An 18,945-nucleotide genomic window follows, 5' to 3' on the forward strand; every position below is an offset into this window, starting at 1 on the left:
CCAATCGTCAGGCAGACGCGCCCATCTACAAAATCTCTGTGCCCCAATCAGTGCCCAGCGAACGCCACCAGCGCCAATACCGCGAGAGCGGTTTCGTCCATGTCCGCAAAGTAGACGTTCAAGCAAGTTGCAGCGAACGACCGCAATGCGGACTCAGCCGTCATTGGTGGACGAAGCTAAACGGACTTTGCGACAAAGGACTTGGCTTTGATCTAAAATTGATTGGATTTAACCAATTTGAAATCTTCAACGCTGCCTTAGTGGGAGAAATCGAAGCCACCAATAACTGCGAAATATGTAGCCTTTCTGTTCTCCCATAGAGAGGCAAAAGTCTCGCAATCGACAGTGAAGAGTTTGCCATTTGAAGCTGTGTACAAACGCAATGATCTACCTCCGGGCGCCAAAGGGATCGAAACCTCATATCTCACGCCGTTCTCTCCCGATGGTAAAATCAAACTCGTTTTTCGAACCACTTTTGCTTTCAGCCAACTTTGCGAGGCCACAAGTTCATTTGCCCATTTCTTCAGTTCAGCGTGGCTATAGCGCCGCTTTTTCTCTTTCAACAACGCCCAATGAACACCACAAACGGATAGACCATCAGGGGAAGTGAACAAAACAGGAGATGATTTGGAATTCTCTACGGTCCAATCGGAAGGCACAATGATATGCCAGTCATCATTTTTCCCCCTTACTTGCTTATACGTTTCGGCGGCAAAAAGTTCCAAAGTCCATAAAATCATTGAGCATGAACACATTAGCAGGACAAAACTGCGGAGCATCATTCCTTCTCCGAATTGGCTGAATTCATTGCGATATCGAACTTGCGGTTCTGCCTTTGCTAAATTTGTTTCGCTTTACTTGCTCTGTTCTTCGCTGAATGCCTTAGTGTTGAGATGCGTGGATCAAGCGCTTGTTTCAATCACAGTTTCGATAGTTGGATCGGAAACAGTTTTCTGCTAGGCGACTTGCCTCTTTGAGCTCGGCAGACGTCATTTTGGAAGACAACTTAAATTGATACAAGGTAGCGTTTTTGTGTCCATTCTTGATTGCCAGCGTCCACCAAGCGTAAGCCAAGACCTTGCTTTTCTTCACGCCGCGACCTTTCTCGTAAGCAATTGCGAGATTGTTTTGAGACGAGGCGTGACCTTGTTTAGCTGCCAAACGATACCAGTTGGCAGCTTTCTTGTCGTCAACTCGCAAGCAAGTACCAGAGTCGTAGGCGACACCAATATTATGTTGAGCCATTGCATTTCCTTGCTTGGCCGATTTGTTGAGTAGATCTATTGCTTTGGCGCAATCCTGTTTGAAATGTTTGCCGGTTAGATACGCTATTCCGAGATGAAGTTGTGCGCGAGGATCTCCGCGTTCGGACAACTTTGCAAACTGCGACAACGCACTTGCTACGTCCCCTCGCTTGTAGGCAGCTACTGCATTCTCGTATTCTCCTGCGTGCGCTGAAGCGCCAAAAAATGTGAGTAGAAGAACCAAAACTCTGGATAGAAGCTGTATCAAGGTTGCGCCCCCCATATCCAAGACAGGTATTGTCTGCAATTTGTCCCCCAGAGCTTTTCCGTCTTGAATGTAGTTACAAGATAGTGGTGTTAGGATTGGGATCGCCTTGATCTGGCTCAATCATTGTGGGCGGTGTTCTTGGTTCGCATACAAGGAAGTCCCGACCCTTTTCAAAAACGAGTCAAACAAGACCTTGAGTTATCAGTTTTCGATTGTAGCGCAATTTCCGCCGTCAATCCGTTTCAGCTGTACTATCGGCTCTGCCGCATAGAACGACCGTGCCTTGAACGCTGATTTGTCCGTCTGGCAGTTTTCCCGTTGGTCAGAACCTGCCGCTTTGGAGCGAACGGTGGCATTTTCTGATTTGGAGAAATTCCGCTTTGGGCTCGAAGCGGAAGATTAACGGGAGATTCCGAAAGTCTGCTTAGGAGCGGCGAGCGGACGATCCCGCCCGCCTAAATCGTTAAAGATCGATACGTTCGGCAATACTAAGCGCGTCTTCAAGCTCGACGCCAAGGTAACGCACCGTACTGTCCACTTTGCTGTGACCGAGCAGAAGTTGAACGGCACGTAGGTTTCCGGTCTTTCTGTATATCAAGGCCGCTTTGGTGCGCCTAAGCGAATGCGTTCCGTAGCTGGACGGATCGAGACCAATCGCTGACACCCATTCCCGGACAAGCCTAGCGTATTGCCGGGTCGAAAGATGCGGCAAAGCATGCATACGACTTGGAAACAGATACCGTTGTCCATGCATGTGTTGAGAAGAGACCCATTGCGACACGACTTCACGTGTATTCTCCGTCACTTCAAATTGCACTGGCTTTGCAGTTTTACGTTGAACAACGGATACCCGATCGCGAACAGAATTGCCGACGGCGAGATCGTTAACCCTCAGGCGGACGAGATCGCACCCGCGCAACTTGCTATCGATGGCAAGATTGAACAGTGCCAGGTCTCTCAGCTTGTTTGCAAGTTCGAGCCGAGCGCGAATGGCCCAGACTTGCTTTGACTGCAATGGCCGCTTCTGTCCGACTAGTCTGCCTTTGTTCCAAGGCGGACGACGCGTTGTGACAACGGGAAGTAGAGATTTGGACATCTTATATCTCCGTCCATTCCCTTCCGTCCCAAACATCGACACTGTGCCGACAGCTGCAGTCTAATTGCCGCTCGCGTGTCTTCAGCACAGGAAATTCTCAGGTTTCAGGAACTGCCACCGCTGATCTTCTTACCCATCACATCCGCTGCCTGCCGCAACGGGTCATCTGCGAGGTGCGCGTAGCGTTGCGTGGTAGACTGGTTCGTGTGTCCAAGCAATCGACCGACTATAGGCAGACTCAGACCGCTGGAAACGAGATGCGACGCATGCGTATGCCGATTGTCGTGGATACGGTAGTCTTGAAGACCTGCTGATGTGGTGACCGAGCTCCAAAATTTCTTCAGATCTTTGTACGGTTGGTCCGGAGAGCGTCCCGGAAACAACCAACGACTTTCAGGAGATGCCCCTGCTTTCATTGCCGCAAGTAAATCACAGGTTGCTGACGAAATCGGCAGGTGCTCACGTCGCTTTTGCTTTGTGTGGTGCGACGGCTTTGTCCAGACCGCGCGATCCAAATCGAAGTCTTCCCATTTTGCCTTCAGCACTTCGCCGATCCGTGCGCCTGTCAGGAGCTGCAGGCGAATAGCGTTCGCTGCAACCTGATTTGGATGCTCTGACAGAGCCACCAAAAGTCTTTGCAGCTCACCGTCTGACAACCAGCGGTCCCGCTTTTCCTCGGGGAACTTTTCTATGCCACGTGCCGGATTGTCAGAACGCTGACCCCAGCGCACAGACAGTTCAAACATTTTCGACATGAGCGCCAGAGTGCGATTGGCTTGATAGGGCGTATCACGCATTTGATTGTGAAGCTTCTGAACATGCTGATGCGTCACTTCAATGACTTTAAGATCCCCAAGCTTGGGGAGAATGTATCTGTCCAGCATTGACCGATCATTCCGAACGCTACCGGGACGTTTCTTCGGTTCCGCATGTTCGGTCATGTATTGCGTGGCAAGTGAGTTCACCGTTGGTGAATGCCTTAGGCTTTGAGCATCGGCGACAGGGTCTGCGCCACGTACCACGTCAGCAAGAAGCGCGCGTGCTATTTCGCGGGCGGCGCCCAAAGTCAAGGTCGGCCCATATCGCCCAAGTGTCTTGCGTTTCGACCGACCGGTTTGTTTGTTGCGATATTGAACTAAGAAGCTTTTGACGCCGGTCGTTTTCACGCGAAGTCCAAAACCCGGCAGACCGTCGTCCCAATATATCGTGTCCCGGTTTGTTGCTGAAAGGCGATCGACACTTGATTTTGTTAATCTGACGTTGGGCATATTGGTCTCAGACGGCTTGGGTAAGCACAAGGTAAGCAAAGTGTGGAGATTTGGGAAGGGTCTTATAGAAACCTCTGCACGCTAAAGCTTTTGTTATTGAAGAGAATATACTGTCCAATCGAATTGGCTACAATGCTGTCGAAAAGGGGCTTATAAGACTTTTAATCAGTGGGTCGCAGGTTCGAATCCTGCACGGCTCACCACTTCTATAACAGTAGTAAAACCTGCATGCGTCGTCGGTTACTGCCTTTCGCAGAGATTCGCTTTCCAAGGGCATACGGCCGTTCTTTAATGAGAACTTCCAAGTGCCAAAGAGGCGCAGTTGATGCACTTTTCGTCGCGCTTAGGTACCGGCTGCTACAGAAGGTTTGGGATGAGGTTTAATTGATTTTGAATAGATTGATTTCGTCCTGCAAAGCCATCGGTTTTTATATTGCCATTTGGTCAGACAAATCCGGGCTCGCGACGATATCCCAAGGGGTAGTTCGTCACGACAATTAGCGGCTTAGTGACCCGGATTTCTTGCACAGCTCAAAAGTTTTCCACCTCGAGCAGCTTACAGCACAGAGATCAACACATTGGCGGCACCCGCAAATCCGGCCAATGCCGCTGCGCTTGCCAAGGTTATGCAAATTATTTCCCACACGCTTAGTTTCATTATGGCCCCCACCAAAATGCCCGTTACCGTGCAGATAGATCAGATCGGGAATATCGAAAAGGTAGGGTCAGTTTACGTTGCGGAAACTCGCTTCGTGGACAGCGCATATTCGCCGAGATACGGTGCTTTCGGATGACTGGTGGCCGTTTTGGACCAAATTGAAACTTGACCTGTAGCCGTTCAGCATCACCTGACGCTGCTATCAGGCCTTTACCGATCCTTTCTGATAGGCTGCGATAAGAAGGCGTTGAATGTCTGACGTTCCGCCCAGCGTAATCGTGCCTGCCATATCGCGAACCATCCGTTCGCATTCTCCGGTCAAATAGCCGCTTGCACCGTTGATCCGCTGCGCGTCCAGTGCATTTTCTAGCAAAGATTCCGCAACCTGTAGCTTTGCCACCGACGGGGTCATGCGATTTTGGATACCGGCATCCAATTCTCGCGCGGCGTTTTCGATCAAGAGGCGGGCGATCTCATAGCGGACCTGCATATCGGCCAGACGATTCGAGACGGTTTGATTGTTGATGATTGGCCTACCATTCGGCGCGCGATCTCGGGCAAACAACACCGTCTCGTCCAACTGCCGTTTCATCGCCCCGACATGGCTTGAGAAAATGAAACTTCGTTCCCACGCAATCGAAAGGTTGAATATGGCATGCCCGGACCCTTCCGACCCTAAAAGGGAGGTTTGGGGAATTTCGACGTTTTCAAATGTCAGTTTCCCGGTGGGAACGGTTCGATGGCCAGCCTTTTCATAAGGCGCGCTTTTCGAAATGCCGGGCAGGTTCAGATCAACTAAGAACGCTGACATTCCCCAAGCCCCGAGATCAGGGTTGGTTAATGCAAAAACTTGGGCAACGTCGGCGGCAGGTGCCATCCCGATCCAAATCTTCTCACCGTTCAGAACATACCCGTTTTGCGTTTTCTGAGCCGTCGCGCGAATTCCCGTCACGTCTGAGCCGCTATTCGTCTCGGTCACGGCATGCGCACAGATTGCATCACCATTGATCAGGATCGGCAAAAAGGTCGATTTCTGTTCCTCGCTGCCAAACTCCAGAATTGACTTCTGCATTGCCCAAAGCTGGCCGTTTAGGCCAAGCAACATGCCATTGTCCCGACACCCTTCGCCCAGCGCGTGCAGCGCCTGAACAGCTTCAAGAAACGACCGGCCCTCGCCTCCGAACTGTTCCGGCACGGTTAACGCCAGAACCCCGGCGTCGGCAGCCGCGCGCCAAAGGGTTCGCCAATCAGCCGCGTCTTTTGCACCGCGTTTGTCGCGCTCTTCTACATCAGCGCTCAGAACCTTTTTGCCCAGGCTGCGGAAGGTTTCGCACTTTTCACCAATCGGTCGCATCGGAACACACCTGTCGTTTGAGCGGGATCAGAGAGTCTTCAACAAACTCATAACATTTTGCACACTGCTGAAGTTTTCGAACGTGATTTTGTCTGCCGGTATTTCGACCTGCATCTCCGTTTCCAAATGCGCAACAAGTGTCATGACGGCCAGCGAGTCCAAAAGCCCTGACATCAGCAGCTCATCAGACGGTGCAACCTGCCGACCGTCCAGAATGGTGCCCGAGATAAAATTTGCGATACCCTGCTCACTCATGCTGCTCAATTGTCAGCCTCCAATAGGTGTCTTCGATTGATCTTGCCGGTGCTTGTTTTGGTGAATGCTTCTTTGAATTCTATTTCGTCAGGAACCATGTAGCCAGGAAGTTTGGAGTGTAGAAATGACTTCAGATCCGCCGCGCTTAACTCCTGGTTTTCCAACAAAGTGACAAACCCCAGAATTTTGGCACCGTCTGACGAGACAACAGCCGCCGCCTCTGCAACAGCTGCGTGAGAGTTCATTGCCAACTCAATCTCATCAAGTTCAATACGATAGCCGCGCACTTTGGCCTGGCGATCTTCGCGTCCCAAGAAAACCCACAGCCCGGATGGATCCTGTTCGACTCTGTCCCCTGTCCGATAGAAACGCTTACCGTCCAGTGTCGTAAAAGATCGGGTATTCTGTTCGGGATTGTTCCAGTACCCGGTCATCATGGAACTGGATGACACTAACAATTCACCGTCGCTTGTGCGCACAAACGTTGCGTGATCCATGGTTCGGCCGATGGGTATCGGTTCGTTGGCGGGGTGGGTGTCAGGAACGGTGTATTCCGAAACCTGATTGACCTCAGCCGGTCCATATGAATTTGATATTTTTGCAGAAAAAGAAGCGCGCAACAGCGGCAGCGCTGATGGCGGCATCGGTTCGCCACCATAAATCAGCCACCGCAGGCGGGACACATCCCGCTTATCAAGCGCGCCGCGCTGGCAAAGCTGCATGAAAGTGTAGGGGACCGAGCTCCAAATCGTCCCGCCACTGTCTTCCAACAGTTTCGAAAGGCTTGCGGGGAACAGCAGCGCTGGCTCTGGGACAAGTTCGGTCGTTGCGCCCACCATTGCAGGGGTAAAGAAATCGGCCAGAGAGAAATCAAAATGCAGCGGTACGGTGTTAAAGAACACGTCGTCAGGACTTAACCCATAGTGCCTTATCCAAGCGTGGGAAAACGCGCTGCCCGAGGAAAATGTGTGACAAATGCCTTTTGGGGTGCCGGTGGAGCCAGATGTAAAGATGATATAGGCCAAATCATCCCGTCTGTTTTCATGACACTCAAAACCGTTCGCCTGTTCATCTGGCATCGAACAGTCGCAATCGGGGATTTCTACGCCGACAATATGAACGGACTTTTCGGCGACAATCTTTTTTATCAACGCCTCACTTCGCGGGGCGCCAATCACAACCGAAATAGCGCAGTCTGAAATGATCTGGACCAAGCGCGCGACAGGTGCCGTTGGGTCGAGCGGCACGAAAGCGGCACCAACCATCCAAGCCGCGTGGATGGCGACTGGCATTTCCAGACCTTTGAACAACGCCAATGCGACACGATCACCGGGTTTGACCCCTGCTGAACGCAAGGTTACGGCCATAGCCTCGGCTTTCCTGCGCAGTTCAAGGTAGGAAAGGGAAGCTCCGTTGCAGCTGAATGCAACGCGGTCGGGCCATTTTTCGGACGCACGCCAGAGCGATTTATCAATGTCGCTTATTTCAATAGTATCGTTCAATAGGTCACACCGGCGATTTAGTCGGGTCATGCAGCACGTGACTGGTCGCGCCACAAACCCAGTCGCTGTCTGTTTCGATCTTAGACTTTTTTCGTTTGCAAAGTGGAGTTGGATCACTTGTGATTAAATTTGTTTGATCTTTTGCAGCCTATTCAACTTCAGAGCCAAGCCCGAGCGACACGCGGCGCCAGCGCTGAGAGGAACGGAAGCACCGGTTGCATTGTGCCCTGCAAAGCTGCGTCCCTAAGTAACATCTATGTAGGTGGACGACATGCGCGACAGGGTCTCTTGCCGCTGCATCATCTTTGGGGTTTCCGGCAGGTTTAGATGCTTCAGGATATCCGACCACCTGTGTAACCAATCGTGTTTTTGAAGGGCGTGTTTCAAGTTGATCTGGCGCATACGGTCTTGTTCAGCCGTGTCGTCAAGGATCGAAATAATTGCGTCCAGGGCTTTGTCAGGGTCTTCTGGCAGACGGATTACGGATTCAGGCCAGTCGAAATAGCGCAGATAATCCTCTGTTTCTGGCGCATACCCAACTTGAATGGCACCACCTGCGAGACCTTCGACATGTCGGGGCCCCCAGGCAATATTGCCCTTTTTCTGATCGTCGTGACCGATCTTGGCGATGTCGACCATGAATAGTTTCGAGTGTTGGATCAGATTTGCCAGTAAGTCCCGGTGCACTTTGTGCTGCGCCGTAGTCGGCGGTTTGGTCGCCGAGTCATATAGGTAGAAACCGCGCCGCTCTGCCAATGTGGTCAAAAGCCTGTCATGCAGTTCGGGACGGCGGCGTCCCATGCAATAGATGTCAATCGGGCGGTCCGCGGTCAGAGCATAAGGCGCAAACCGAACCATGTCGGCGGCTCCGGGTAGGTGAATAACGGGTTTCCCGGTAATGCGGTGCAACGCATCGCAAGATTCGGCAAACGCGCTGGCAATCAGGTCGAATTTCGACAGTGACTTTATCAGCGGCAGATATTGTTCGATACCGCTGCTCCAGACCTCTTCCAGAACACAGACCGCAAGACCGCATCGGTCACGCCAATTTGGGATTGCATCCAACGCCAGCAACTCCAAAGGTTTTTGGGCATTGCAGAAGAATAGGTCATAGTTCCGCGTCAGTGGGGTTTTTTCCACCCCGGATGGCCAGTACTGAAACAGAGCGCTGCGCCGGGACAGCCACCGTTTGGGGTTCAATGGAATTTTGCCACTGGTCCTGAGGTGGGGTGCCACAAGCTGCGTATCTTCGATATCGGAAATGACGTCCTCAAACTCGAACCCTGAACAACGGGACACATTGTCATTGAGATTGCGTTGCGAGAAAATCAGGACTTTTCGGTCTGAAGACGCCAAGTGCTTATCCTTTGTCAGCAATAAACCAGCCCGCATTACACACACAGAGTGTCAAATTTTAAACAATTTTTCCGCCGCGCGGGTGGCCGGGCGGTTCGAAGGCACAGTTTTGTGCAGAAAAAACCAAGAATCATGGAAACTGAACCCATTGTCTGGTTAGCTTTTGGCGTGCCTTCAAATGCCTGACAACGCGTGGCTGATTTTGGCCAGCGTTGCTTGGCAGGAATTTTTTTGAACAAGGCGCAGTGTGTGTAGTTGGTTGCGGTCTAGTAGAGGCGGTTTTTAATGATTTTCACAGAAACGCATTTGCGTGGCGCTTATCTGGTAGACTTGCAGGAAATCTCGGACGATCGTGGGTTCTTTGCCCGGGCCTTTTGCGCAAATGAGTTTGAAAAGCATGGTTTGAAACCAGCAATCGCGCAAATAAACCTTTCATTTAATGAGAAAAAAGGCACGATGCGTGGTCTGCATTACCAGCAGGCCCCGGCGACCGAGGCCAAGTTCATGCGGTGTATCAACGGCGCAATCTACGACGTGATTGTAGACATGCGCCCGGACAGCGACACCTACCTTCAGCATTTCGGGATAGAGTTGTCGGTGGAAAACCGGCGCGCGCTCTACGTGCCCGAAATGTTCGCCCACGGCTATCTTGCGCTGACGGATGGCGCGCAGGCTTACTACTCGGCCAGCGAGTTCTACACCCCCGGCGTTGAGCAGGGGTTGCGCTACGATGATCCGGCTCTTGGTATACAATGGCCGCAAACTGTAACGATTGTTTCTGAAAAAGACGCGGGGTGGCCGCTGATCCAGCGCTAAGCCCCACCGCGAATCCAAGGACAGACAACCTTTTCATGACACGTTCGACGGAACATAAAACAACGGTAATGGTCACGGGGGCCGGTGGGTTCATCGGTCGCGCTGCTGTCCAAGCGCTTGCTCGCCAAGGGCACCGCGTGATCGCGACATACCGAAGCGACCCTTGCCCCAAAATTTACGGCGATGTGCATTGGGTCAAGCTTGACGTGACCAACACCTCGGATGTCAGTGCCATCATCCATCTGCACCGGCCCAGCCACTTGCTCGCCTTGGCCTGGTACATGGGGCCAGGAAACCAGCAGTCGCCTGAGAATTTTCGCTGGATTCAGCATTCAATCGACCTTCTGTTCGCTTTCTCGAGCGCAGGCGGCAAACGTGTAACGTTTTGCGGGTCGTGTATGGAGTATGATTGGTCCGGCACTGACAAGCTGCGCGAAGACAGCACTCCAATTTCTCCGGCCACGGAATATGGTGCGGCCAAGGCGGCTTTGTTCACGGCCTTTGGCCCTATGTGCAAGGCGCTGGACCTGTCCGGGTCATGGGCGCGGCCGTTTTTCCTGTACGGCCCGGGCGAGAACCCGCGGCGGCTTGCGGCGGATGTCATCCGCTCGCTGCTGCAGGGGCAAGAAGCGCTATGTACACATGGGCAGCAGAAACGCGATTTTCTGCATGTTGATGACGTTGCCACCGCTATGGTCGCCTTGCTGCTGAGCGATCTGCAGGGGCCGGTCAATATCGGCAGCGGAACGGCAATCCCACTGGCCGATCTGATCCATGAGATCGGGCGTCAGACCAAGGCCGATGATCTGATACGTCTGGGTGCCCGCGAGGCGCGCCCGGGCGATCCGCCGTTGGTCGAAGCCGACATCACCCGGCTTCACGACCAGCTGAAATGGACTCCTAGATTTACATTGAAAACTGGAATTGCGGATACCATCGCGTGGTGGCGCCGCGAAATTGTGAGAGAACGTTGATATGAGTGACAAAAATATTGTTATCCTGGGCTCCGGCATGTCCGGATTGGGCGCGGCCCACCACCTGCACGGTGCCGGCGTGTCCAGCAGAATGTATGACAAGAACGCCTTTCCCGGCGGTCATACAGCAACCTTTACCCATGACAGTGGTTTCATCTTCGATGACGGGCCGCATATTTCCTTTTCGAAGGATCCGCGCATTCAAGACCTGTTCGCCGAGAATGTCGGTGGCCAATACGAAAAACTCCAAGCCTATGTGAACAACTATTATCATGGCGCATGGGTCAAGCACCCGGCGCAGGCCAATCTGCACAACCTGCCGGACGAGTTGAAAACACAGTGCATTTTGGACTTTATCGAAGCCTCGAAACAGGATGTGGTTGAAAAGCCTGCAAATTATCTTGAGTGGCTGATCTCGGTCTTCGGCAAAACCTTCGCCACCCATTTTCCGGCCGTCTATGGAAAGAAATACCATACCGTCGATGCTGACCAGATGAGCACCGTCTGGATGGGGCCCCGGCTTTACCGGCCTTCGATGGACGAGGTCATCCGCGGCGCGGTTTTTGCCGAGACCCCCGATGTTCATTACATCACCGATTTTCGGTATCCGACCGAGGGCGGGTTTATATCCTACCTCAAGCCGTTCATGGAAAAGACCGATCTTCATCTGGATCACAAGGTTATCGCCATCGACCCCGAGGCGCGCACCGTGCAATTCGAAAACGGTGTGACCGAGACTTATGACCACCTGATTTCCTCGATCCCGCTGCCTGACCTGATCCCGATGGTCAAAGGCGCGCCGGATCATGTGCGCAAGGCGGCGGCGAAGCTGGCCTGCACCACCTGTATCACGGTGAATATCGGCCTGGCGCGCGACGACTTCACCCCGGCCACATGGACCTATATCTATGACGAGGACATCGTCTTTACCCGCCTCAGCTTTCCGCACAAAATGTCGACAAAAACCTGTCCACCGGGTTGCGGATCAATTCAGGCGGAATGCTATTATTCTCACAAATACCGCCCGCTGGATGTGTCACCGGATGACCTGATTCAACCCGTGATCGACGATTTGGTGAAGATTGGTCTGATCGAGCAAGATGAGAAAATCCTGCACACCGATGCCCGCCTGATCACCCATGCCAACATCATCTTTGACCTTGACCGGGAAGAGGCGTTGCCGATTGTCCATGACTGGCTGGATCAGGCCGGTATCCACTATGTTGGCCGCTTTGGAGAATGGGGATATCAGTGGACGGACGAGGCCTTCAAATCAGGTGAGCGCGGCGCCCGCACCGTGCTGGAAAAGATCGGGGCGCTGGTTTAAGCGCCCCGTTTTGAACCAGGTCAGACGATAGGCTCGGTCCGGCGGAAATCCTTGTCCAGCTGGTTTTCCTGAAGCAGTGCTTCAAGCTGGGCAAGGCGTTTGTATTTGCGGCCCTCGAAATCCTCGACCTTGAGGTCACAAGCCTTTACCGCGTCATAAATTTGCTGCGCGCCCCGGACTGCGTCCCATTTCGGCTTGAACCCCGGGATGGACTTTTCGATTTTGGCCGAGCTGACGCGGTATGACCGGTTATCTGGTCCAGCATCCGCCGCGTAGTCTATATGTGCGCCAGGCACCGTCTTGGCGACAATCTCGGCCAGGTCACGGATCTGATAGTTATTCTCGGTCCGGCAGACATTGAAGGCCTCACCCGAAATGGCCTTTGGGTCGGCTTCCAACGTGGCGAGAAAGGCGCGGGCCATATCCTCGACATGGATGATCGGTCGCCACGGTGTACCATCCGACATCATGAGGATACGCCCCGAGGTATAGGCGTGCGCGATCAGATTGTTCAGCACGATGTCAAACCGCATCCGGGGGCTGGCACCGTAAGCGGTGGCAAAGCGCAGGAAAGTGGGTGTGAAGTTGTCATCGGCCAGCGGTTTCAGGTCGCGTTCGGCCAGAACCTTTGAAACGCCGTAATCCGTCTGCGGGTTCAACTTGCCTTCTTCGTCAACAAAACCCTCACCCGCGCGACCATAGTTGGAACAGGACGAGGCAAAGACGAACCGGGATACCCCCGCCGCCTTGGCCTGTTTTGCCACGTGAATCGTGCCTTCGTGGTTTATCTGTTGGGTCAGACCCGGCCGCAATTGGCCGAGGGGGTCGTTTGAAAGTGCCGCCAGGTGCACGACCGCGTCAAACCCTTTCAGGTCTTCGACCGTCAGATCACGAATGTCTTTACCCAGGTTGGGAATGTCCGGAACGGTGCCGCCCGGGGCGAAGTCCGCGCGGTCAAAGAGATTTATATCGCACCCAGTCACCTGGATTCCCGCCTCGGCCAATACCGGGGCGGTGACCGTCCCCACGTAGCCGAGATGCCCCGTTAACAGAACCTTTTGAATGTTCCCATGTTGCCCACGGACGGTTGCCATTTTTCCACATCTCCTCAAGTCGGCGTTTGTCCGCCAGGTGATCCATGCAATACCAGAATCCAGGATGGCGATAGGCCATCAACTCACCCATCTCCATCAGTTTGGGCAGGGGGCCTTCTTCCCACATGATCTCATCGCCATTCACGCTGGCGACGGCATCGAAAACGCCGGGTTCCAGTACGAAAAAGCCGCCATTGATCCAATCAGCCGCGGTTTCTGGTTTCTCCATGAAACCTTCGACCAACCCATCGTCGCGCACCTGAAGGTGGCCGAAAGTGGTCAGCGGGCGCACCATGGTGATGGTGGCGAGTTTTCCGTGCGACCTGTGAAAGGCAATAAGCGCATCCAGATCGACGTTCGATACCCCATCGCCATAGGTCAGCATGAAGGTCTCATTGCCAAGGTAAGGTTGCAGCCGGGCCAGACGCCCACCCGTCATGGTGTCCATGCCGGTATCGATAAGATCCACGGTCCAGGGCGGTGTCTCAGGCTCGGGCCCACCGTTGGCATAGTCGGGTTCACCGAACAGCTCGCGCTGATCGAAATCAATACGCAGGTTTCCCTGATACTGGCACAGTTCTGAAATGTAGCGCTTGATCAGATCACCCATATACCCAAGCGCCAGAACAAACTCGTGGTGCCCGTAGGTCGAATAGTGCTGCATGATATGCCAAAGGATCGGCCGGTTGGCGATCTCAACCAAAGGCTTGGGGCGGACCCGGGTCTCTTCAATCAGGCGAGAGCCCTTACCACCTGCAAATATGGCTGTTTTCAATTGTGCCTCCCAACGGAACTGATTACTGCAAAAACATTTAAAAGTAGGAACATTCAAATTCGACACTACGTAGGCGGCTGCTGTCAATCTTTGTGGCCACGGCAGGCGCAGAAAACGCAGAAATTTTTGATATTAGCTGTTCACAGGTCGATAGACGGGTTCCGAACCGATTGATTTGGCGGTGCCGCCATCATGTGCGACGGGTGAATCCCGGAACTTGGCATCGTCTCTGATCGCCCTTGCCACAAGGTTCATTTTGGTGACGTAGGCGACAAAGAATATCCAGTTGGCCTCTAGCCGGCCAAGCAAGGTGCTTTCGGTAATATTCGCCAGCAAGTAGGTAACCATCAGCGCCAGAGCGCAGACAATCCCGGCCCGGTTTTCGACGAATCGCATGGAAAAAAACGCGGAAAAGAAAAAGCGAACAATGGCGGTGCCCAAAAGTGCAACGCCCAGAAAGCCGGTATTCAGCCAGGTTTCGATCAGACCGTTATGAGAATAAAAGGGCGTGAAACCCAGATTGGCCTTGTTGGAAAACCATGCCAGGTGGCTGGAATCGGGGTGCCAGAACACCCCGTAGCCCCAGCCAAGCCAGAACCGGTCCATGACGTAAGGCCAGGTAAGCTCCCATATGGGGATCCTCTCGGACAGGGTTGGTTTTCGACCGATCAGCGCAAAAAGCGGGTCGGCCAGCGGCGAGGACAGTAGAAAGGCAATCAAACTAATGAGCAGGACTGAGAACAGAATAAAGCAGATCGCCCAGATGACCTCGAACCGAGGAATGATTCGATTGACTACCAGCGCACTCATCGAGACCAATGCAACCACTTGCGATGTGCGGGATTCAGATGCGACCAGCAACAGCAGTCCGAGGAAAAATGTGACCTGAAACACCAGCTTCAGTTTTCCTTTCACCTGACCGATCGCGTAAAACGAGGTCAGCAAAGTCATGACGCAGGCTGCACCCAAGCCGTTCTTGTGCAGGAAAATTCCGTTCCACGTATCGCCCCAGGGCGGTATCCCCCGGGCTTGTGGCAGGGCAGCGATAGCACCCATGGTCAGTACCATTACAACCGCGTAAAACGACGCCATGAATAACAGCAACCCGCGCAGCGACATGATGCTGCCTAAAAAAAGGGCAAAAGCGGTTGTGACGACCAATGGCACGCATCGCTCGAATGAATAGGCCGGAAGGCTGCTTATTGTGGTCGAGACCAGCGCCCAGATCACAAGGATCGCAAGCTCTGGCGAAGCAAAAGCTCCGCGAATAAGATGCCGGTAATACAATGCTGTAATTGCCATGGCGGGCAGTAACATCAGGATTTCCAGCTTGTTGGCCAGATTGTTCTGCCACAGCACAATGTTGAACAGATCCGTGCCGAAAAAAACCACAAGCATCAGACATAAAGCAAGGATCACGTGACGGAACGGCAGGTCCGATGCGTGTCGATTTGCGTTATTCTGGCTCAGGGCGGTCATTGTCAAATCTGTCAGACCAATTGATAGCGCTCCGGGCTGAACAACCCGGCGGTTTTTCGAATAAATGCGAGTGTCCGAAGCTTACGCAGCGATACGTGGATTGTCTATCACGGCAGAACCTGGGAATGCGGCAACGCCGACTTGGTGCACAATTACTCGGCAAACTCGGGGGGCCGTTAGGTTGCAAACAAAGACCCTGTCGCTGCAAAGCGTGGTGTTTTAGGGCTGTGATCAGGATATTGTTTTCCATCGGCACATATGAGTGTCAGTATGCTCCATGGGATACGCACGCGGTCAGCTAGGTAGTCGGCATGCCAGAAAATGGTGAGTTTTACGAGTGTTCAGTGCCTAATCCGGGCTATTGGATGTGTATGGGTTTAGAGTTGCCGGCCAAGGGATACAGTCCGCGATGACATGGTATTTTGTTCCACGAATGCTGTCGGCGTTTATCGCGATTGTGATTCTGATCGTAATGACCCGCGTTTTGGGTGCTGCAGACTTTGGGCGATACAATCTTACGCTTTTGTCTGGAATGTTGCTGTTTTCGTTTACATTCCATTGGCTGGCCATATCCATTGGTCGATTCCATCACGCACCTGAGTTCGACGGGCAGACGATCGCGACGGTCCTGGGGGCTTCGGCTCTGCTGGGGGTGTTTTTGCTGTGTCTCGTCGGTCTTGTTCGGATGGTTCTGCCAGCGGAGTGGGTCAGCAGTTTCTTCCTGGCCGTTGTGTTCTGCACCAGTCACGCGATGTATGAATTGGGAACGGTCTGCCTCAGGCAATACAATGAGGGACCGAAATTCGCCGCCGTGACCTTGCTGCGCCAGGCCTTGGGCGTGTCACTGGCCGTGACGTTTGTGATGTATGGCGGAGGCTACGCAAGTGCGGTGATTGGAATGTCGATGGGCGCGGCGATTACAGGTGCCTATGCCCTTGTCTTCGCGCTGAGCCGGTCCGGCATCGTGGTGCCATCCCTTGGTGCGCTCAGAACTTATTTCCGGTTCGGATTCCCATTGGCGGTGGTGTCGTCCAGCGCCTCGTTCTTTGCGATGTCTTCTCAGTCTCTTCTGGCTTTCTTCGCGGGGATGGACGCGGCCGGATATTTTGCAGCGGCACAAACGCTTGCTTCCAAAGCGCTGAAATTGCCGATGACGACACTGTCGCGTGTCGTGGCCCCCAGTGTTTTCGAAGCGCATGAGACCAACGGGCTCCGATCATCGGACGCCGTGCTGGAACGCTATTTCTCGTTCCTCGTGCTGATTTCAATGCCGATCGTCGTTGCGCTGGTCTTTGCTGCGGACGTATTTACGCATCTGCTGTTCGAGCAGAGCTTTGCCGAAGAAACCGCACTTTACCTAAGATTGCTTTCCCCTGCCGCATTTATCGTCGGCTTGCAGGGCGCCTATTTCAGCTATGCATTTATGCGGTCAAAGAAAACCGGATTGCAGCTTGGCATTAGTGTTGCGTCACTTGTGGTGCATGCTTTTTTGTCGCTTGTAACTATCTACCTGTTCGGCGCGCCCGGCGCCCCGATTGCATTCCTGATCAGCGGTGTAGTTAGCTTTGTCGCTTATTACTACATCGGTCGAAAGGTCGACCCGCTACGGGTGTCGACGACAGAACTGAAATATGGCGTTCTTGGTGCGATAGCTTATGCGCCATTTTGTATCTCTGCCGGGATGTCAGCGAATCTGACCCTGCAACTTGCACTTCTAGCGGCTGGTTTGATGTTTATGTTCTGGGTGTTGGTGTTGCTTGGACAAGTTGCGGCGGTCGTCGTGTGGCGCAGGGCGCGCGGGTTCGTGTCTTGGGCGAAAACCTGAACGCAAAACATCTCAACTTAACAGAGATTTGAGGCCCAATGGGCAAGATTTTACCAATCGTGTGGTGCTAAATCGCCGATAGGTTATGGAAATCCGGGAAAAGCGCGCCCATCTATCGTCGACAGAACTGATTGGTGTTAAGGTTAAGGCCTTCTTAATGAGTTTCTTTTTGCGTCGATGACCGGGATCAGCATGCACCAAGAGGGTGCTGCCCCAAAAGTGACACAATGCTGCGTACAATCGGGCCAGTGCGTGAAACAGTGGATGAGATCTAACCAAGCGAGCTGAGGCTGGAATGATAATTTTCTATTTACTATCAGGCCCTCTGTTTGCCGCGATTGTCTTCGTGGCGTTGGCGATATCGGATGCAAGCTCGATTGCAGCGCTCTCCGGTGGCCTTGTTGCTGGTTTTTGCGCACCCGCTTTGATTGCTTCTTTGTATCTTGTTTGTAAAAGCAAGTTGCGTGTGAAGATCATCAATAAATTACCCCTGAAAACCGGACAGTAACGGGCTGTTTTTTGGGCAAGCCGCTCAAATTTTGACGTCTGCACCATCACGCGATGTGCGGTTGGGTATTACGGCCGCGATTATTCAGATAAAAATCGGGGTTGAAAGCTTTTCTGCAAAGAATACGAAATGTGTCACGCATGTGGAAAAGTTAACAAACAAGTTGTCACCTCAGGCAATAAATGCAAACATATTTCAGGCAAAAACCCGGCCATTTTATGACATCGAGTCGGGAAGCAAGACGAAACGGGGCAGCGGATGTGGTGTCGTTGCGCCGTTGATCTATTGAGCAAAAGAAGTTTGAAACTCACGGCTTTCGCCCTTTTTTTGGGGTAGGCTCGCGGGTCCATAAGGTGTGTTGTGCCTTGGTTTTAGGCGCTTTTTTTGAGTAGTCAGTGCGTAAGTTTGGGGGTCATTATGAACCACAATCGAGGTTCTTTTCCGATAGAAGAGACCGAAATATATAATACAAGACAACATTTTATACCTGCTTCAAAAAATCGCGTAAATCTCCAAGGTTTCTATGCGGCCAAGGGTAAGCGTTTGTTGGATATTGTTCTGGTCTTGATTGGCGCGCCCTTTGTGCTGCCACTCATGCTATTGATTGCGATCTGCGTGAAACTGGACGGCGGGCCGGCAATTTACAGACAGAGGCGTGTTGGTCTGGGCGGGCGTGAGTTCGATTTTCTGAAATTCAGGTCCATGATGATCGATGCAGATCAGATCTTTCTGGATCATCTGAGGGAGTGCCCTGCTGCTGCGGCGGAATGGCAAGCCCGGCAAAAGCTTGAAAACGACCCGCGTGTTACCAAGGTTGGACGGTTTATTCGGGCCTCCTCTTTGGATGAGTTGCCCCAGCTTTGGAATGTTCTGATCGGCGACATGAGCCTTGTTGGCCCACGCCCGATGATGCCTCAGCAACAGGCGCTGTATCCGGGAAGCGACTACAACCTGATGAAACCGGGGATCACCGGATTATGGCAGGTGTCCGAACGCAATGATGTCGAGTTTTCGGACCGCGCCGTTTTCGACACTGAATATGCTCAGAAGGTTGGTCTGTGGGTAGACATTAAGATTTTGTTTCAAACCATCGGCGCTGTTTGCAATGGCACAGGTCGCTGAGCCGTTGCACCGCAGCCAAAAAAA

17 protein-coding genes are annotated in these 18,945 nt (G+C 52.9%); 6 read left to right on the top strand and 11 right to left on the bottom strand.

Features of this window, described 5'->3' with window-relative positions:
• Positions 1-257 precede the first annotated feature (257 nt).
• From AVO44_RS10315 to AVO44_RS10350, 8 genes are all read right to left on the bottom strand, one after another.
• Positions 258-779, bottom strand: a complete 522-nt coding sequence (locus AVO44_RS10315) for a hypothetical protein (protein WP_169794848.1) — start codon at positions 777-779, stop codon at positions 258-260.
• Positions 780-915: 136 nt separating this feature from the next.
• Positions 916-1,632: a tetratricopeptide repeat protein gene (locus AVO44_RS10320; RefSeq protein ID WP_068336424.1), complete on the bottom strand. Its 717-nt coding sequence runs from the start codon at positions 1,630-1,632 to the stop codon at positions 916-918.
• 343 nt (positions 1,633-1,975) lie between these two features.
• The gene (locus tag AVO44_RS10325) at positions 1,976-2,608 is read right to left on the bottom strand and encodes a tyrosine-type recombinase/integrase (RefSeq protein WP_068336427.1); all 633 of its coding nucleotides are present in this window, start codon (positions 2,606-2,608) and stop codon (positions 1,976-1,978) included.
• 104 nt (positions 2,609-2,712) lie between these two features.
• Positions 2,713-3,876 carry a tyrosine-type recombinase/integrase gene (locus tag AVO44_RS10330; protein WP_068336428.1) on the bottom strand — a complete coding sequence of 388 codons (1,164 nt, stop codon included), beginning with the start codon at positions 3,874-3,876 and terminating at the stop codon, positions 2,713-2,715.
• A gap of 860 nt (positions 3,877-4,736) precedes the next feature.
• Positions 4,737-5,888: an acyl-CoA dehydrogenase family protein gene (locus AVO44_RS10335; protein ID WP_068336431.1), complete on the bottom strand. Its 1,152-nt coding sequence runs from the start codon at positions 5,886-5,888 to the stop codon at positions 4,737-4,739.
• A gap of 27 nt (positions 5,889-5,915) precedes the next feature.
• On the bottom strand, positions 5,916-6,143 hold the full coding sequence (locus AVO44_RS10340) for an acyl carrier protein (protein ID WP_068336436.1): 228 nt from the start codon (positions 6,141-6,143) through the stop codon (positions 5,916-5,918).
• Positions 6,144-6,148: 5 nt separating this feature from the next.
• Entirely contained in the window at positions 6,149-7,645 is a 1,497-nt protein-coding gene (locus AVO44_RS10345; RefSeq protein WP_169794849.1) for an AMP-binding protein, read from the bottom strand.
• 243 nt (positions 7,646-7,888) lie between these two features.
• Complete coding sequence (locus tag AVO44_RS10350) at positions 7,889-8,944, bottom strand: glycosyltransferase family protein (protein WP_169794850.1); 1,056 nt, start codon at positions 8,942-8,944, stop codon at positions 7,889-7,891.
• Between the two features lie 342 nt (positions 8,945-9,286).
• Between AVO44_RS10350 and rfbC the strand changes: the two genes are divergently transcribed.
• From rfbC to AVO44_RS10365, 3 genes are read left to right on the top strand one after another with little or no spacing between them, the layout of a single operon-like run.
• Positions 9,287-9,817, top strand: a complete 531-nt coding sequence (gene rfbC, locus AVO44_RS10355) for a dTDP-4-dehydrorhamnose 3,5-epimerase (protein ID WP_068336444.1) — start codon at positions 9,287-9,289, stop codon at positions 9,815-9,817.
• A 35-nt stretch (positions 9,818-9,852) separates the two neighbouring features.
• Positions 9,853-10,791: an NAD-dependent epimerase/dehydratase family protein gene (locus tag AVO44_RS10360; RefSeq protein WP_157769963.1), complete on the top strand. Its 939-nt coding sequence runs from the start codon at positions 9,853-9,855 to the stop codon at positions 10,789-10,791.
• Between the two features lies 1 nt (position 10,792).
• Entirely contained in the window at positions 10,793-12,118 is a 1,326-nt protein-coding gene (locus AVO44_RS10365; protein WP_082677466.1) for a protoporphyrinogen/coproporphyrinogen oxidase, read from the top strand.
• Between the two features lie 20 nt (positions 12,119-12,138).
• Here AVO44_RS10365 and AVO44_RS21585 read toward each other — a convergent pair whose 3' ends face one another.
• The 3 genes from AVO44_RS21585 to AVO44_RS10380 form a co-directional block, all read right to left on the bottom strand.
• The gene (locus tag AVO44_RS21585) at positions 12,139-13,146 is read right to left on the bottom strand and encodes an NAD-dependent epimerase/dehydratase family protein (protein ID WP_233421977.1); all 1,008 of its coding nucleotides are present in this window, start codon (positions 13,144-13,146) and stop codon (positions 12,139-12,141) included.
• Entirely contained in the window at positions 13,073-13,987 is a 915-nt protein-coding gene (locus tag AVO44_RS10375) for a sugar phosphate nucleotidyltransferase (RefSeq protein WP_205626540.1), read from the bottom strand. The genes AVO44_RS21585 and AVO44_RS10375 overlap by 74 nt, the downstream gene beginning before the upstream one ends.
• 132 nt (positions 13,988-14,119) lie before the next feature.
• Positions 14,120-15,466: an O-antigen ligase family protein gene (locus AVO44_RS10380; RefSeq protein WP_068336453.1), complete on the bottom strand. Its 1,347-nt coding sequence runs from the start codon at positions 15,464-15,466 to the stop codon at positions 14,120-14,122.
• Between the two features lie 409 nt (positions 15,467-15,875).
• Here AVO44_RS10380 and AVO44_RS10385 point away from each other — a divergent pair, with 409 nt between their 5' ends.
• The 3 genes from AVO44_RS10385 (at position 15,876) to AVO44_RS10400 (ending at position 18,921) form a co-directional block, all read left to right on the top strand.
• The gene (locus AVO44_RS10385) at positions 15,876-17,291 is read left to right on the top strand and encodes an oligosaccharide flippase family protein (protein ID WP_068336458.1); all 1,416 of its coding nucleotides are present in this window, start codon (positions 15,876-15,878) and stop codon (positions 17,289-17,291) included.
• A 295-nt stretch (positions 17,292-17,586) separates the two neighbouring features.
• Positions 17,587-17,799 (top strand): hypothetical protein, encoded by a 213-nt coding sequence (locus AVO44_RS10390; protein ID WP_068336459.1) that lies wholly within the window; start codon positions 17,587-17,589, stop codon positions 17,797-17,799.
• 546 nt (positions 17,800-18,345) lie between these two features.
• Positions 18,346-18,921: a sugar transferase gene (locus AVO44_RS10400; protein ID WP_157769964.1), complete on the top strand. Its 576-nt coding sequence runs from the start codon at positions 18,346-18,348 to the stop codon at positions 18,919-18,921.
• Positions 18,922-18,945 lie beyond the last annotated feature (24 nt).

The organism is Ruegeria profundi (assembly GCF_001507545.1).
GTDB lineage: Bacteria > Pseudomonadota > Alphaproteobacteria > Rhodobacterales > Rhodobacteraceae > Ruegeria > Ruegeria profundi.